This window comes from Bradyrhizobium sp. SZCCHNR2028, assembly GCF_032380995.1.
Taxonomy (GTDB): Bacteria; Pseudomonadota; Alphaproteobacteria; order Rhizobiales; family Xanthobacteraceae; genus Bradyrhizobium.
The window spans coordinates 411007-424459 of the sequence record NZ_JAUHJF010000004.1; the positions used below are offsets into that span (position 1 = coordinate 411007).

The 13453-nt window shown below is 65.9% G+C and carries 12 protein-coding genes; 6 read left to right on the forward strand and 6 right to left on the reverse strand.

The annotated features are described in order from the left end of the window. Window positions 1–39: 39 nt before the first annotated feature. The 3 genes from QX121_RS10185 to QX121_RS10195 all read right to left on the reverse strand — a co-directional run bounded on the left by QX121_RS10185 (window position 40) and on the right by QX121_RS10195 (window position 5002). Window positions 40–3504 carry a chromosome segregation SMC family protein gene (locus tag QX121_RS10185; RefSeq protein ID WP_315811833.1) on the reverse strand — a complete coding sequence of 1155 codons (3465 nt, stop codon included), beginning with the start codon at window positions 3502–3504 and terminating at the stop codon, window positions 40–42. Between the two features lie 243 nt (window positions 3505–3747). Further along, entirely contained in the window at window positions 3748–4404 is a 657-nt protein-coding gene (locus tag QX121_RS10190; RefSeq protein WP_315738330.1) for a DsbA family protein, read from the reverse strand. 118 nt (window positions 4405–4522) lie between these two features. Continuing rightward, complete coding sequence (locus QX121_RS10195) at window positions 4523–5002, reverse strand: DUF721 domain-containing protein (protein ID WP_315811834.1); 480 nt, start codon at window positions 5000–5002, stop codon at window positions 4523–4525. Between the two features lie 125 nt (window positions 5003–5127). Between QX121_RS10195 and mutY the strand changes: the two genes are divergently transcribed. Continuing rightward, the gene (mutY, locus tag QX121_RS10200; RefSeq protein WP_315811835.1) at window positions 5128–6231 is read left to right on the forward strand and encodes an A/G-specific adenine glycosylase; all 1104 of its coding nucleotides are present in this window, start codon (window positions 5128–5130) and stop codon (window positions 6229–6231) included. 445 nt (window positions 6232–6676) lie between these two features. Here mutY and QX121_RS10205 read toward each other — a convergent pair whose 3' ends face one another. Continuing rightward, a complete protein-coding gene (locus QX121_RS10205; protein WP_315757111.1) occupies window positions 6677–6946 on the reverse strand; it encodes a DUF2798 domain-containing protein in 270 nt (89 codons plus the stop codon). A gap of 551 nt (window positions 6947–7497) precedes the next feature. Further along, entirely contained in the window at window positions 7498–8430 is a 933-nt protein-coding gene (locus tag QX121_RS10210) for a LysR family transcriptional regulator (RefSeq protein ID WP_315786793.1), read from the reverse strand. A gap of 95 nt (window positions 8431–8525) precedes the next feature. On the opposite strand from QX121_RS10210, the gene QX121_RS10215 reads away from it, so the two are divergent. Both QX121_RS10215 and QX121_RS10220 read left to right on the forward strand, forming a co-directional pair. Continuing rightward, the gene (locus QX121_RS10215) at window positions 8526–8951 is read left to right on the forward strand and encodes a nuclear transport factor 2 family protein (protein WP_315786796.1); all 426 of its coding nucleotides are present in this window, start codon (window positions 8526–8528) and stop codon (window positions 8949–8951) included. 7 nt (window positions 8952–8958) lie between these two features. Beyond that, window positions 8959–9411 carry a nuclear transport factor 2 family protein gene (locus QX121_RS10220; protein WP_315786799.1) on the forward strand — a complete coding sequence of 151 codons (453 nt, stop codon included), beginning with the start codon at window positions 8959–8961 and terminating at the stop codon, window positions 9409–9411. 137 nt (window positions 9412–9548) lie between these two features. Here the strand turns inward: QX121_RS10220 and QX121_RS31635 are convergent, their stop codons facing one another. Next, on the reverse strand, window positions 9549–9863 hold the full coding sequence (locus QX121_RS31635; protein WP_409999332.1) for a helix-turn-helix domain-containing protein: 315 nt from the start codon (window positions 9861–9863) through the stop codon (window positions 9549–9551). Between QX121_RS31635 and QX121_RS10225 the strand changes: the two genes are divergently transcribed. The 3 genes from QX121_RS10225 (at window position 9780) to QX121_RS10235 (ending at window position 12498) form a co-directional block, all read left to right on the forward strand. Further along, window positions 9780–9959, forward strand: coding sequence for a hypothetical protein (locus QX121_RS10225; protein WP_315811836.1), 180 nt, complete (start codon window positions 9780–9782; stop codon window positions 9957–9959). The genes QX121_RS31635 and QX121_RS10225 overlap by 84 nt on opposite strands. Before the next feature lie 1072 nt (window positions 9960–11031). Then, window positions 11032–11469, forward strand: coding sequence for an HIT family protein (locus QX121_RS10230; RefSeq protein ID WP_315811837.1), 438 nt, complete (start codon window positions 11032–11034; stop codon window positions 11467–11469). 216 nt (window positions 11470–11685) lie between these two features. Beyond that, window positions 11686–12498, forward strand: a complete 813-nt coding sequence (locus QX121_RS10235; RefSeq protein WP_315811838.1) for an SDR family oxidoreductase — start codon at window positions 11686–11688, stop codon at window positions 12496–12498. Window positions 12499–13453: the final 955 nt, after the last annotated feature.

Below are 13453 nucleotides of genomic sequence, written 5' to 3' on the forward strand. Positions count from 1 at the left end.
GGCGCCGCGCTTGCGGCGATCCGGAATGACGGAGCAAGATCACGCCACCTGCTGGTCGAGGATCTTCACGGCCTCGTCGAGTGCGACCGACACGAGCTGCGACACGCCGCGCTCGGCCATGGTGACGCCAAACAGCCGGTTCATGCGCGCCATGGTGATCGGGTTGTGGGTGATGATGATGAAGCGGGTCTCGGTCGATCCCTTCATCTCGTGCAGCAGGTTGCAGAAGCGTTCGACGTTGTGGTCGTCGAGCGGCGCGTCGACCTCGTCCAGCACGCAGATCGGCGAGGGGTTGGTGAGGAACACCGCGAAGATCAGCGCCATCGCCGTCAGCGCCTGCTCGCCGCCCGACAGCAGCGACAGCGTTTGCGGCTTCTTGCCCGGCGGCTTGGCGATGATCTCGAGGCCGGCCTCGAGCGGATCGTCGCTCTCGATCAGATGCAGCGCGGCCTCGCCGCCGCCGAACAGCTCGGTGAACAGCCGCTTGAAGTGGTCGTTGACGGTCTCGAACGAGGCCTGCAGGCGCTCGCGCGCCTCCTTATTGAGGCTCTGGATGCCCTGGCGCAGCCGCTTGATGGCCTCGACCAGGTCGTCGCGCTCGGTCGTCAGCGCGGTGTGCGAGCCCTCGACCTCGGTGAGCTCCTCCTCGGCGCGCAGGTTGACGGCGCCGAGCCGCTCGCGGTCGCGGCGCAGCTTCTCCAGGCTCTCTTCGATCTCGTGCAGCGGCGGCAGCTGGGTGTCGGGGCCGATCTCGGCCATCGCGGCGACCGCACTCGGCTCGCATTCGAGCATGTCGTGGATCTCGCGCTCGACGTCGCCGACGCGGCGCTTGGCGCTTTCGAGTCGCTCCTCGGCGCGGGCCGCGGCCTCGCGCGACTTCGACAGCGCTTCCAGCGACGCCTTGGCGGCACGGTCGGTGTCGCCCATCGCGGTCTCGGCCTCGGCCAGCGCGTCGGCGGCGACCTGGCGCTCGCCTTCGGCGATGGCGAGCTCGTCGATCAGCGCGCTGCGCTTCTCGGCAAAGATCTCCGGTGCGTTTTCGAGCTCGGCGCGTTCGTCCTTCACCTCGGCGATGCGGGCCTCGATGGTGGCGATCTGCGAGCCGGCGCCGCGGATGCGGTTGAACCAGTCGTTGCGCTCGCTGATGATCGCCTGCACGCGGCGGTCGGCAAGCTCGGCCTCGCGGGCCAGCGCCTGCGCTTCGGCCCGGACCTGCGCCGCGGCGCGGCGCTTGGTCTCGATCTCGGCCCGCACGGCGGCAAGACGGCCGTCGGCTTCGTTGGTCGCCGGCAGCTCCTCGATCGCCTCGAGCGCATTCTGGTGCAGCTCGGCGATCTCGGCGCGGTCATGGGCGAGGCGGGTCGAGGCTTCGACCAGCGCCGATTTGCGCGCCGAATGACGGTTGATCTCGCGCTCGGCATTGGCGTGGCGCTCGCGCGCGGAGTTTACCTCGCGCTGGGCGGCGCGCCAGGCTTCGCGCGCGGCGCTCTCGGCGGCGGTCGCGGCCCTCACCTCGGCCTCGGCGCTCTCGAGCGCCTGGCGCTTGTTCGTCGCATCGATGCGTGCCTGCTCCAGCTCGGCCTCGATGTCGATCAGGCGGGCGCGCTCGGCCAGGCGACGCGCCGCGCCGGTTGGCGCATGCGCCGCGGCGATGAAGCCATCCCAGCGCCAGACGTCGCCTTCGGAGGACACCAGCCGCTGGCCGGTCTTGAGCTGCGACACCAGCTGGGCGCCGCGCTCGCGCGACACCACGCCGATCTGCGCCAGACGGCGCGACAGCTCCGGCGGCGCCTGGACATAGGCCGCGAGCGGCTCGACGCCGTCCGGCAGCGCGGGGTCGATGACCTCGGCGCCGGCCACGGTCCAATGCATCGGCGCGGACGCGTCGACCGGCGCATCAAGGTCGTCGCCGAGCACGGCGCCGAGCGCCTTCTCATAGCCCTTGGCGACCGTGACGCCGTCGATGATCGGCGGCCACAGATTCTTGGTCTCGCTGTTGACCATCTTGGAGATGGTGCGGGCCTCGGTCTCGAGCCGCTGCGCGCGCTTCTCGGCCTCGGCGAGCGGGGCGCGCGAGGCTTCGAGCTTCTGCCGTGCATTGGCCTGCGCCGACTCGTTGGTCTGCACCGCGGCCTCGGCCTGCGCCTCGGCCTCCTCGGCCGCTTCGAGCGAGGCGGCGAGCGTGTCGAGATCGCCGAGATGGGCGGTCTCCTGCGCCAGCCGCTCCTCGTCGGCGCGGACATTGGCGATGTCCTGGTCGAGGCGGGCGAGACGATCGCGGTGGCTGCGGACGTTGGCTTCGAGCTGGTTGCGCCGGGCGGTGAGGTCGGCGAGCTGCGTCGTCAGCTCGGTGAACTGGCGCTCGGTCTCGGCAAGCAGCGCCTCGGCATCGGCGACGCGCTCGTCGACGCCGCTGCGCATCTCGACGCGCGCCTTGATCTCTTCCTTCAGCTCCGCGTCTTCGGTTTCCAGCCGCTGCAGCGCGACCTGCGCGTCCTGGTTCTGCTGCTGCTCGCGGGCGACGTCGGCGGTGAGCTGCATCAGGCGGCGATCGAGTTCGCCGGCGCGCTCCTTGGCGCGCAGCTCCTCGCGGTCGAGCAGGTCGCGGGCGTTCTTCAGCCGCTGCATCGTCGCCGCGGCGCGGGCCTCGGCTTCGCGCAGCGCCGGCAGATGCGAGGCGCGGATGGCCTGGATGCGGGCCGACTCGGCCTGCTCGCGGGTCCGCTCGGCCATCTCGCGCACGGCGACGTCGTGCACATGGGCGGCGTCGTTGAGATCGGCATGCGCGCCCATCCAGCGCATGTGATAGAGGGTGGCTTCCGCCTTGCGCACCTTGGCCGCGACCTCGCGGTAGCGGATCGCCTGGCGCGCCTGCTTGCGCAGGCCTTCCATCTGGCCGGAGAGCTGGCCGATGACGTCCTCGACGCGCAGCAGATTGGTCTCTGCCGCCTTCAATCGCAGCTCGGCCTCGTGGCGGCGCGCATGCAGGCCGGCGACGCCGGCGGCGTCTTCGAGCACGCGGCGGCGCTGCTCAGGTTTCGCTTGAATGATTTCGCCGATCTTGCCCTGGTGGACGAGGGCGGGCGAACGCGCGCCGGTGGCGGCGTCGGCGAACAGGATCTGCACGTCGCGGGCGCGCACGTCGCGGCCGTTGATGCGATAGACCGAGCCGGCCTCGCGCTCGATGCGACGCGAGATCTCGAGAATGTCGCGATCGTTCACGGCGGCTGGCGCGGTGCGATCGCTGTTGTCGATCGTCATCACCACTTCGGCGTGGTTGCGCGACGGACGCGTGTTCGAGCCGGAGAAGATCACCGCGTCCATGTCGGCGGCGCGCAGCGATTTGTGCGAGGTCTCGCCCATCGCCCAGCGCAGCGCCTCGACCAGATTCGACTTGCCGCAGCCGTTCGGACCGACGACGCCGGTGAGGCCGGGTTCGATCACGAAGTCAGTCGGTTCGACGAACGTCTTGAAACCGTGAAGACGAAGACGGGTGAGTTTCATGTACAGATTCTCTGTTGGCGGGAGACGAATCTCCCAGCCCCGACAATACCATGGAAGGCAATGTCAATGTGGACTGAGTCGCCCTGGCGCCCCATTCTGAGGGCGGGACAATGGCGAGGGCCGGTCCCCAGGGCAACCCGCCGGCCCTGCTTTTCCAAGGCTTTCTCGTGGCGAACGGCCCACGAAACAGAAGCGGCCCCATTGAGGGGCCGCGCTGTGTCTTTGAGGACTCAGTGATTCGAATCAGCTCTTCAGAAGCGGGTTGATCTTCTTCTGAAACTCCTCGATCGAAGTCTCGCCCTTGATCTTCTCGCCGTTGATGAAGAAGGTCGGTGTCGAATCGACTTTAAGAATGTCGCTCGCGTATTTCTGGTCGGCGGCGATCTTGTCGAGCAGCGCCTGGTCCTTGAGGCAGGCCTCGACCTGCTGCTGGCTGAGGCCGGCCTGCTTGCCGATCCGCGTCAGCGTCTCGGTGGTGTTCTTCACCACCCAGTCGTTCTGCGAGCGGAACAGCATGTCGGTGACCGCAAAATACTTCTGCGCATCGCCATTGGCGATGCAGCGCGTCAGCATCGAGCCGGCGGCGGCTTTGATGTCGAGCGGGAACTCGCGGAAGATGTAGCGCACCTTGCCGGTATCGATGTATTCGGCCTTCAGCTTCGGGAACACGGTCGCATTGAACGCGGCGCAATGCGGGCAGGTCATCGAGGCATATTCGGTGATGGTGACGGCGGCGTCGGCCGGCCCGATCGCCATGTCCGGCAGCGACACCGGCTTGGCGACATCGGTGGCGCTCTGGGCCATGGCGTCCGAGATCAGCCGCAGCGGGGACAGGCCCGCCAGAGCGGCGAGGCCGGTCAGCGACAAGGCTGCGGTGAAGGCGCGGCGGGTGATGATCAAGGCTCTGCTCCGGAATGGGCGCATCTCGCGCCTGAAACACTCGTAACTCGGCTTTTCGCTAGCTTGAAACCCAGCTTGAGGCAATGCCGGGCCGCAAACCGGGATCAAACGGGAAGCGTCAATTTCGCTTGATGGCGGCGCCCAGCCGGGCGAGGGCGTCGCGCAGGGCGTCGTCCTCGATGGCGGTCAGGGTCTGCGCGACTTTCGCCACCGTGTTCGGATCCGGCGGCACCGGGCGGCGCTTCACCGGGGGGCGCAACAGCGGCCCCTGGCGCAGCGCCAGCTTGCCCACAGCGTGCCAACCGAAGAAGCGATTGACCCGCTCCAGGATCACGTCCGACGAATGCTGGATCTCCAGAGCCATCGGCCCCTCGACGCGCAGGATCAAGGTCGCCGGCTCCTGCGGCTGGCCCTCGACCGGCCGCGGCCATTGCATCTTCAGCGGCTGGGCGTGCTCGGCGATGTCGCGGCCGGCGATCTCCGGCCAGCGCGTCACCAGCTCGCGCGCGGCAAACCCCTGCTTGGCATAGGCGGCCGACAGCACGTCGCCCATCATGAGCGACAATGGCTTTGCGGTGAGGCGGCCGGGCTTTGCCATCGATACAGGCTTCTCGTGGTCTGCCGCCCGTCCGAGCCGCCGGGGCTCGAAGAAAGCCGTGGATGCCGCAGACGAGACTGCGGTCCAGCGGGCGACGATGGCTCCTGACGTACTAGATTAAGCCAATGGTGTCATCAGCCCTTCCTTCCAAGCGCAAGAGCCGACCCGAGAATCACGGCTCCGCCGAGCGCCCCGCACAACTGCTCGCCTGGTACGACCGCCACCGCCGGCGGCTGCCGTGGCGCGCGCCGGCCGGGCAGCGCTCCGATCCCTATCGCGTCTGGCTGTCCGAGATCATGCTGCAGCAGACCACGGTGAAGGCGGTCGGGCCGTATTTCGAGAAATTCCTGGCGCGCTGGCCGGATGTCTCGGCGCTCGGCGGCGCCGAGCTCGACGACGTGCTCAGGATGTGGGCCGGCCTCGGCTATTATTCGCGGGCGCGCAACCTGCATGCCTGCGCCGTCGCCGTGCTGCGCGAGCATGGCGGCGTGTTCCCGGACACCGAGGAGGGGCTGCGCGCGCTGCCCGGCGTCGGTCCGTACACCGCGGCCGCCATCGCCGCGATCGCGTTCGATCGGCTGACCATGCCGGTCGACGGCAACATCGAGCGTGTGGTGTCGCGGCTGTTCGCGGTGGAGGAGGCCTTGCCGCAGGCCAAGCCGCAGATCCAGGCGCTCGCGGCGACCCTGCTCGGGCCGTCCCGCGCCGGCGACAGCGCGCAGGCACTGATGGATCTCGGCGCCACCATCTGCACGCCGAAGAAGCCGGCCTGCTCGCTGTGTCCCTTGAGCGAGGACTGCGCCGCACGCGAGCGCGGCGACCAGGACACGTTCCCGCGCAAGGCCGCCAAGAAGACCGGCACGCTCCGGCGCGGCGCCGCCTTCGTCGTCGTCCGAGGCGACGAGCTGCTGGTGCGCTCGCGCCCCGCAAAGGGTCTGCTCGGCGGCATGACCGAGGTCCCCGGCTCGGAATGGCTGGCCGGGCAGGACGATGCCGACGCGCTCGCCCAGGCGCCCGAGCTGGCCGGCGTAAAGCGCTGGCACCGCAAGCTCGGCGTCGTCACCCACGTCTTCACCCATTTCCCGCTGGAACTCGTGGTCTACACGGCGCGTGTGCCCGCCCGGACGCGCGCGCCGGACGGCATGCGCTGGGTCCCGATCGCGACCCTCGACGGCGAGGCGCTGCCCAACGTCATGCGCAAGGTCGTCGCGCACGGGCTGGGGCAGTGAGGGCGCGCTGAGCGTGTAGTTTGTAGGGTGGGCAAAGGCGCGCCACGCTGCTGATGAGTTCAGCGAGATGTTACCCGCGCCGTGCCCACCATCGAGGCTGCGAGTGCGCAGCGAGACGGTGGGCACGCTGCCGCCTTCGGCGACCGCTTTGCCCACCCTACGGCCGCGCATATCAATATGCTCCATTGTCGTCCCGGCGAAAGCCGGGACCCATACCCACAGGGAGTGGTTTGAGGCACACCGGTCATTGGCATTCTGCCCATCACGACGGCCGCGGAGTATGGGTCCCGGATCGGCGCCGCGCCGCGCTGGTGCGCGCCGCGGCTTGTCCGGGACGACAGCGGTGGATGAGTCGGATTCACGGCCCAAACAGCGGCCTGCATGACCAAGAGAGACCGATCGCCATTGAAGCGGGGCCGCAGTTCAGCGGCCCCGCTGCTTTCGCTTAATTCGGCTTGGGCGTCTCCACCACGAGCGCCACGATCCGCCGCACCAGCGGCAGGACAGCGAGCAGGGTGGGGAACGCGACCAGCCAGGAGATGCCCCACGCTGCGGGCCAGGTCGCGATGAACGCCGGCGTTGGTCCAAGACTCTTCAGCGTGGCGATCGCCGACACGACGAACGTCATCAGCACCGAGAGTGTCAGTGGCATGACGACGGCCGCATAGCGCGCGGGCAGTTTTCTGCGCGCGCGCCGTTCACCAGATGGATTCATGATTGTAGTTCCGGAATTCGATCGGTCGATCACGGGCAACGCGTCCTGCATTCCTCCGGATCGAGCCGATCCGTTGAATGCGTTGCCTGACGTGAGACGCTTACGGTGCGCATCCGCGCAGCGGGGACGTGATAGCGCGACAACGGGCAGGGCGCCAGCCAAAAGTCTATGCGAGCCGGATTCGTTCCGAGGGCGTTCGTCACGATGGAAGGTCGTCGCCCCACGACGATCGTGAGCATGACGGCCTCTTGTCTCGCATCGGCAAGGGCCCCGGCCGATGGCGTGCGAGGGCGCGCGTCTGGTGGAAGCTATCAAGGCGTACCGCTCACGATATGCTGGCGTAGGGTGGGCAAAGGCGCGAATCACCACGCTCACCACACACTGCGCTCGCTCGCGCGCCGTGCCCACCATCTGACTCGGAATACGCAGCACCACGGTGGGCACGCCGCCGCCCCGATGGGCGGCTGCTTTGCCCACCCTACGCGACCTCAACTATCAACGCATGTCGCTGCTGCCGACATGACAGAGCACGACGCGCGGGCGCCGGACGCTCACGCCGGTTTCGTCGCACGTCCTGGCGCAGCGCCGAGTTCGCGGCCGGTTTCCAGCATCAGCGTGCGCAGCCAGATCGAGCCCGGCTCGACCTGCGCCCTGGTCGGATAGAACATGTATTGTTCGTCGATGCCGGGATCGAGCGGCGGCGCGACGGTCGACAGCGACAGGGGCTGCGCCAGTGCGGCGATCAGGCGGCGCGGCACGAAGGCGACGAGATCGGTGCGGGCAGTGACATGCAGCGCCTCGATGTAGCTCGGCACGACCAGCGCGATCCGCCGCTCCCAGCCCTTGCTGCGCAGCCAGCCGTCGATCAGGTCCTCAGCTTGGCCGCGCAGCACCACCGCGACATGCCGGGCGGCCAGGAAGCCGTCCCGCCGGCTCAGTCGCCTGCCGACCGGGTGACCGCGCCGCACCGCCAGCGCATCGCTGTCGGTGTAGAGCAACTGGCGATGGAAGCCCTTGAAGGCGTTGCCGATCGAGATCACCATGTCGATGGTGCGGGCGAACTCGGCGTGGAAGATCGCAGGGCCTCGCCAAGGCACGACGTCGATGCGGAGGTTGGGCGCGGCGCGCGTCACCTTGGCCATCAACGACGGCATCAGCAGCTCGACCGCGAGATCAGGCATCATCAGGCGAAATTGGCGTTCGCTCCGTGCAGCGTCGAACGCGTCGGGCGTGAACAGGCCGCGCACCTGATCCAGGGCCTGGGCGAGCGGGGCCTGCAGCGCAAGGGCGCGCGGGGTCAGCTCCATCCGCGCGCCGGTGCGGACCAGCAGGGGATCGCCGAGCAGGTCGCGCAGCCGCTGCAGCGCGTGGCTGGCGGCCGGCTGGGACAGTCCGATCCGCAGCGCAGCCCGGCTGACGCTGCTCTCGCGGAGCAGCGCGTCGAGCGCCACCAGCAGATTGAGGTCGAGCGCGGCCAAATTCATGGGGCGAATTGATATCATATCCGATATCGATTGGAAGAATGCGCCGCCGCCCGTCATGTTTCGCTCCGTTGCAGAGGAGATTGGAGACAGATGACATGACCGCAAGCGCCAACAAGCAATTGATGCAGGACCTGCTCGCCAAGGCCGTCGCCGGCGACCGCGCGGCCTATGTCGCGGCCATCGCCGACGACGTCACGATGGTGATCACGGGACAATATTCGTGGTCGCAGACGATCCGCGGCAAGGAGGCGCTGCTGCGCAATCTCCACGGCCACCTCACCAGTCTGCTGGCGGAGGGACGCCGCGCCATTCCGCTGCGCTTCATCGCGGAGGATGATCTTGTCGTGGTCGAGGCCAAGGGCGAGATGCGCACCAGGGCCGGACGGCCCTACAACAACGACTACTGCCTGATCTATCGGCTGCACGAGGGGCGCATCGTCGAGATCCGTGAATATTGCGACTCGGCGCTGACGGAAGCGGTGCTGGGACCGTTTCCGGCTGCGCTCAGTCAGACCGGTTGATGCGACGATGCCTGAATTCAAGAAGGGTTTGCCGATGAGCGCCGCAGAAGCCACGGGGCATGACAACAAGCGGATCGTGCAGCATGTGTTCGACGAATTGGCGAACAGCAATCCGCAGCCGCTGCTCGATCGTCTCGCGGATGATTTCCGCTTCGTCATCATGGGCAGCGGGTCCTGGTCGCGCAGCTATGACGGCAAGGCGACCGTTCTCGCCGAGTTGTTCGCGCCGCTGCGGGCGCGGCTCGGCCGCATCACCACCATCCCGATCCGGCTGACGGCCGAGGACGACCGCGTCGTGGTCGAGGCGCGCGGTAGCAACACCACGAGCGACGGCAAGGTCTACAACAACAGCTATTGCAACGTCCTTCGCCTGGAGAACGGCCGTATCCTGGAATGGATCGAATATTGCGACACGCTGCTGATCGAGACCGCACTCGGTCCGCCGCCGCCGACGTCATGAGACAATTACGGTGACATCTCTGGACTGCACCCCTCAAGTGAGACACAGATAATTTCTGCGACAGGCATTTCGAGGATGACTTGTGGCAGCAAGAGGGAAGAACCGTCAGTTTTCGGCGCCCATCGCGGCCATCGTAGTTATTCGATCAACTGAATCCGGACCCTAGACGGAGCGTCCTTGAGCACGCTGGCGGCAGTAGCGCCAAAGGTTGCCTTGAAGGCGTGGCTGAAATGGCTGGAGCTCGAAAAGCCTGCATCGAGCGCCGCCGACGTGATAGAATCGCCATTTCCCGCACGCTCCACAGCGTGCCGGAAACGAATCCAAATCCTAAACGTCCTAAGTGGCACCCCAATCTCTTGGACGAACAGATGCTGCAGGCGACCAGGGGAAAGGTCGACTCGCCGGGCCAGTTCCTGGATCGAGTGATTGCGGGCGATGTCAGCCCTTATGATAGCTACGACACGTTCAACCCGCGCATCGAACCGTGGTGGGCGCGGTTCGATCCCCAATGCCTGTTCAGCAGCGAAATCGAAATCGTCGAAGCGTAGCTTATCACCTGTCTGATGCAACGCGTAGAGATTCCGCACAGCGACGATAAGCGAACTTTCGATGTCAGGGTCCAGTGAGCTTAGGCCACATCTCTGATGGGGCGAGAGGCGCCGATAGTAAGGATCGTCAGGGTCGTTGTATATCACGGCGACCGGCGCCCCGCTTAGATCAAGGGTATGCGCCAAGCCTGCGGGGACGATGGCGGTAAGGCAGGCCAGGCTCTCCCCGGCCATTGTGGTGCCGATCCGCAGAGGGGCCTGAAGCGCCACCAGGCAGACCGATATTGGATGCCGGTGCAGCGGCAGCGTACCCAGACGCCCGATGAACATCATTCGTTGAGGCCAGAGGCACAACAAAGCTCTCTCGTCGAAATTGGTAGCCGATTCTGGCAAGCGGCCATTCCTCCACACGTCTATGCTTCAAGAAGGTCACGCCGACGGCATCCAGCGACCTTGGCGCGCAAGCTCTTGTCGTACCCGGCGTCCATAGCGGAAAGATTTGTTTGGGGAAATAATGTCGAACGCTTTCTTGGTTGCGAATATTGAGTTGTGGCGGCTTCTTCCGGTGGGCGGCATCTGGAAATGCCGCCGCATGGTTGCGTCGCCCGAAGTGCGGGCGCCTGTTTACGCCGACCCCTGCCATCGCAGCGCCAATGCATTCACTCGTCTGCTTGGTTCTTGCAGAATTCGCGCGGCTGAGCTGGCCACCGGGCGTCAGCGTGATCGCCGTCAGCGCGCGATCACCTTCCTTGCGATGGTTGGTAGCTTTCAACGATCACCCGAACAGCCGAATCTGAATGCCTGTCACACGAGGAGTTCAAGCGGGCTACGCGATATAGCCCACTTGCAACAGGCGCCCGGTCAGCCTCAGCCGGACTAAGAGACGACAGTCCATGTCACGGGCGCCGCGCCCGGCACACGAGACCCCTCAGCGATTGAGCCGCCGTGCCGGGGACCGCACGTTCTCGGCCGATGGAGCCTGGGCCGCCAAAACTAGGGAAGCACTGCGCCGTCACCCAAAACGCCCCACCGCACCGCGGTTTCTAGCCTCGCCCATACTCCGGAGCACCAGATGACCCTCGCCGCCCCCTACGACCCCGACAACATCTTTGGCCGAATCCTTCGCGGCGAAGTCCCCGCCGCCAAGGTCTGGGAGGACGATCACGTCCTCGCGTTCATGGACGCCTTTCCCCAGTCCGAAGGGCACGTACTGGTGATCTCGAAGACCTCGACCTCCCGCACCCTGCTGGACGTGGAGCCGGACGCGCTCGTTCGGCTGGTCGCAGCCACCCGACGCACCGCCCGGGCAGTGGTCAAGGCGCTGGCACCCGAGGGTTTCCTGATCGTTCAGTTGAACGGCGCGGCCAGCGGTCAGACCGTCTTCCACCTGCATTTCCATATCATACCTCGCTGGGCGGACGTTCCGATGAAGGGCCACGGGCAGGCGCCGATGGGTAAACCAGAAACCCTGCTCGCCCTCGCCGACCGCATCGCCACTGCGCTCGATTGACCGCAGCCCGGCATGCGGTCTGCTGCCGCTCAAATAGCAATCGGAAAAGCTCCGATGTGACTGCACGAAAACGATGTAGCCATGCCTTGCGGCGAACGCGCCGTCGCCCTGAGGCAACGACGGTCAGTGGGCAGCACTCGACCGCGCGATTGGGCGAAGCTGGGGTTCGTCCTTTCTCCCGGCTTCCCGAAGTGGATTCTGGCTTAGGACTCTCATATGTTCCATGCACGTAGCATTGTCATCACCGGGGGGGCGACGGGCCTGGGCTTTGCGATAGCGAACGCGCTTACCCCCCAAGGTGCTCGGCTGACGCTCCTCTCGCGGCGAACCGATAATCTGGATCTCGCGGTTCATGAACTTCGTCGGCGACACGCCGGCGCCGATATCGAGGTTCAGTCCGTCGATGTTGGCGATCCGATTGCAACGTCTCTGGCTATCGAGGAGGTTGCTCGGCGCCGTGGAGGGATCGACATGCTGTTCAACAATGCAGGTGTGATGCGCGAGGGGCGGTTCGAGACCCTGACCGACAATGACTTCCAGGCCGTGATGCAAACCAATTTCTTTGGTCCGGTAAATGTCACCAGGGCTGCTTTACCCCATCTACGCGCCGCTGGCGGGCGGTTGATCAACATAGCATCGATCGCTGGTCTGACCGGCATCTTCGGTTTCACCGCCTATGGATCTGCGAAACACGCCTTGGTCGGCTTCACCGAATGCCTGCACTACGAACTGCTGCGCCAAGGTATCAAGGTTCACCTCGTCTGCCCAGCGGAGTTCGAGACGCCTATGGTGGCGGAGCTTGATTCCTATCGGACACCGGAGAACCGGCGACATACGCTGACCATCCCGAGAACTCCCTTGGAAATCGTGGTTGCGGACACATTGCGGGGAATCCGGCGCGACCGGTATTTCATCGTTCCGGGTGGCCGCGCCCGGCTGGCCGTCCTCGGCTTGCGGCTCGTACCATCGATTGTGCGTAGACTTGGCGAGCGCATTGTTGGGAAACTCGAGCGGAAGCATCCGGTGTGAGTTCATCGTCATACCGGCGATCGGCCGCGAGGCAATCCGTCGGAGGATGAACATGAATATGGTGACGCCTTCCGCGAGCGTATGAGGTCAGGCTTAAAGACTTCCGCTGCGTCACCAGATAGGACAAACCCGCCAGCGCGTGGACTGGTTGGAGCGAAGCGATACCATTGTTGTCTCGTAGACCAATTGATGGGTTTCGCGTTGCTCCACCCATCCCGCGAGCTAATCGACAGCATGCCGCGAAACTAAAGCGAAGTCACGCCCCACGCTTTGTCGGTGGCAGTAGCGCGCCGGGCGGCGGATTCCAGTATTTCGTTGAGTATTACGGTGACGCTGCTGGACTGCACCCCTTAAGTGAGACACGATAATTTCTAGTATTACGGTGACGCTGCATGAAACTTGTCGTGGCGCGCTGCCCCGACGAGACGGCTGCATACCGGTCGGCGCTGATCGCATCGACGGCGCAGCATGCGCCGACATTGCACGTCATTCCGATCCGTCGCTCCGTTCCGTTCCAGGACGCGTCTTCCGTTTTTCGGAATTTGTCTTGACTCCGACCCCAAATCAATGGCTATATCCGCCCCGTTCCGTCCCGGCAGGAGGGGCGTACGCGTCGTCACGACACGCGGGGCGGGATGCGGTGGCTGCGACGGCGTCGTCAGGACGAGCGACGTCGACCGGCCTCGTGCAGGGCTGCGGCGGCTTGCCGGCGTGGCGCGCGTGCGGGGCCTTTCGCGGACGTTGAAATCGTGTGGTCCTGGCATCCCGATGCTGATGTCAACTCGCGTTGAGGCTTCGCTTCGCGCGGGGATGGTGGCCAGAAAGCCCGGCGCACCAGGGAGATCACGTATAAGACGGAAGCCCATCGCGCAGGGAATGCCGGAGGCGGGCTCAAGCGGTGGTCGCAACACCCAGTGTTTTCATTCGTGACAGCAGCTCGTCAAGCGCCTCTGCT

Excerpts from the sequence above, each read along its gene's own strand:
- QX121_RS10210 (WP_315786793.1), bottom strand. The coding sequence starts at position 8,430 with ATGAATTTGGCCGCGCTCGACCTCAATCTGCTGGTGGCGCTCGACGCG.
- QX121_RS10185 (WP_315811833.1), bottom strand. The coding sequence starts at position 3,504 with ATGAAACTCACCCGTCTTCGTCTTCACGGTTTCAAGACGTTCGTCGAA.
- QX121_RS10205 (WP_315757111.1), bottom strand. The coding sequence starts at position 6,946 with ATGAATCCATCTGGTGAACGGCGCGCGCGCAGAAAACTGCCCGCGCGC.
- mutY (WP_315811835.1), top strand. The coding sequence starts at position 5,128 with ATGGTGTCATCAGCCCTTCCTTCCAAGCGCAAGAGCCGACCCGAGAAT.
- QX121_RS10225 (WP_315811836.1), top strand. The coding sequence starts at position 9,780 with ATGCTGCAGGCGACCAGGGGAAAGGTCGACTCGCCGGGCCAGTTCCTG.
- QX121_RS10220 (WP_315786799.1), top strand. The coding sequence starts at position 8,959 with ATGCCTGAATTCAAGAAGGGTTTGCCGATGAGCGCCGCAGAAGCCACG.
- QX121_RS10195 (WP_315811834.1), bottom strand. The coding sequence starts at position 5,002 with ATGGCAAAGCCCGGCCGCCTCACCGCAAAGCCATTGTCGCTCATGATG.
- QX121_RS10215 (WP_315786796.1), top strand. The coding sequence starts at position 8,526 with ATGACCGCAAGCGCCAACAAGCAATTGATGCAGGACCTGCTCGCCAAG.
- QX121_RS10230 (WP_315811837.1), top strand. The coding sequence starts at position 11,032 with ATGACCCTCGCCGCCCCCTACGACCCCGACAACATCTTTGGCCGAATC.
- QX121_RS10235 (WP_315811838.1), top strand. The coding sequence starts at position 11,686 with ATGTTCCATGCACGTAGCATTGTCATCACCGGGGGGGCGACGGGCCTG.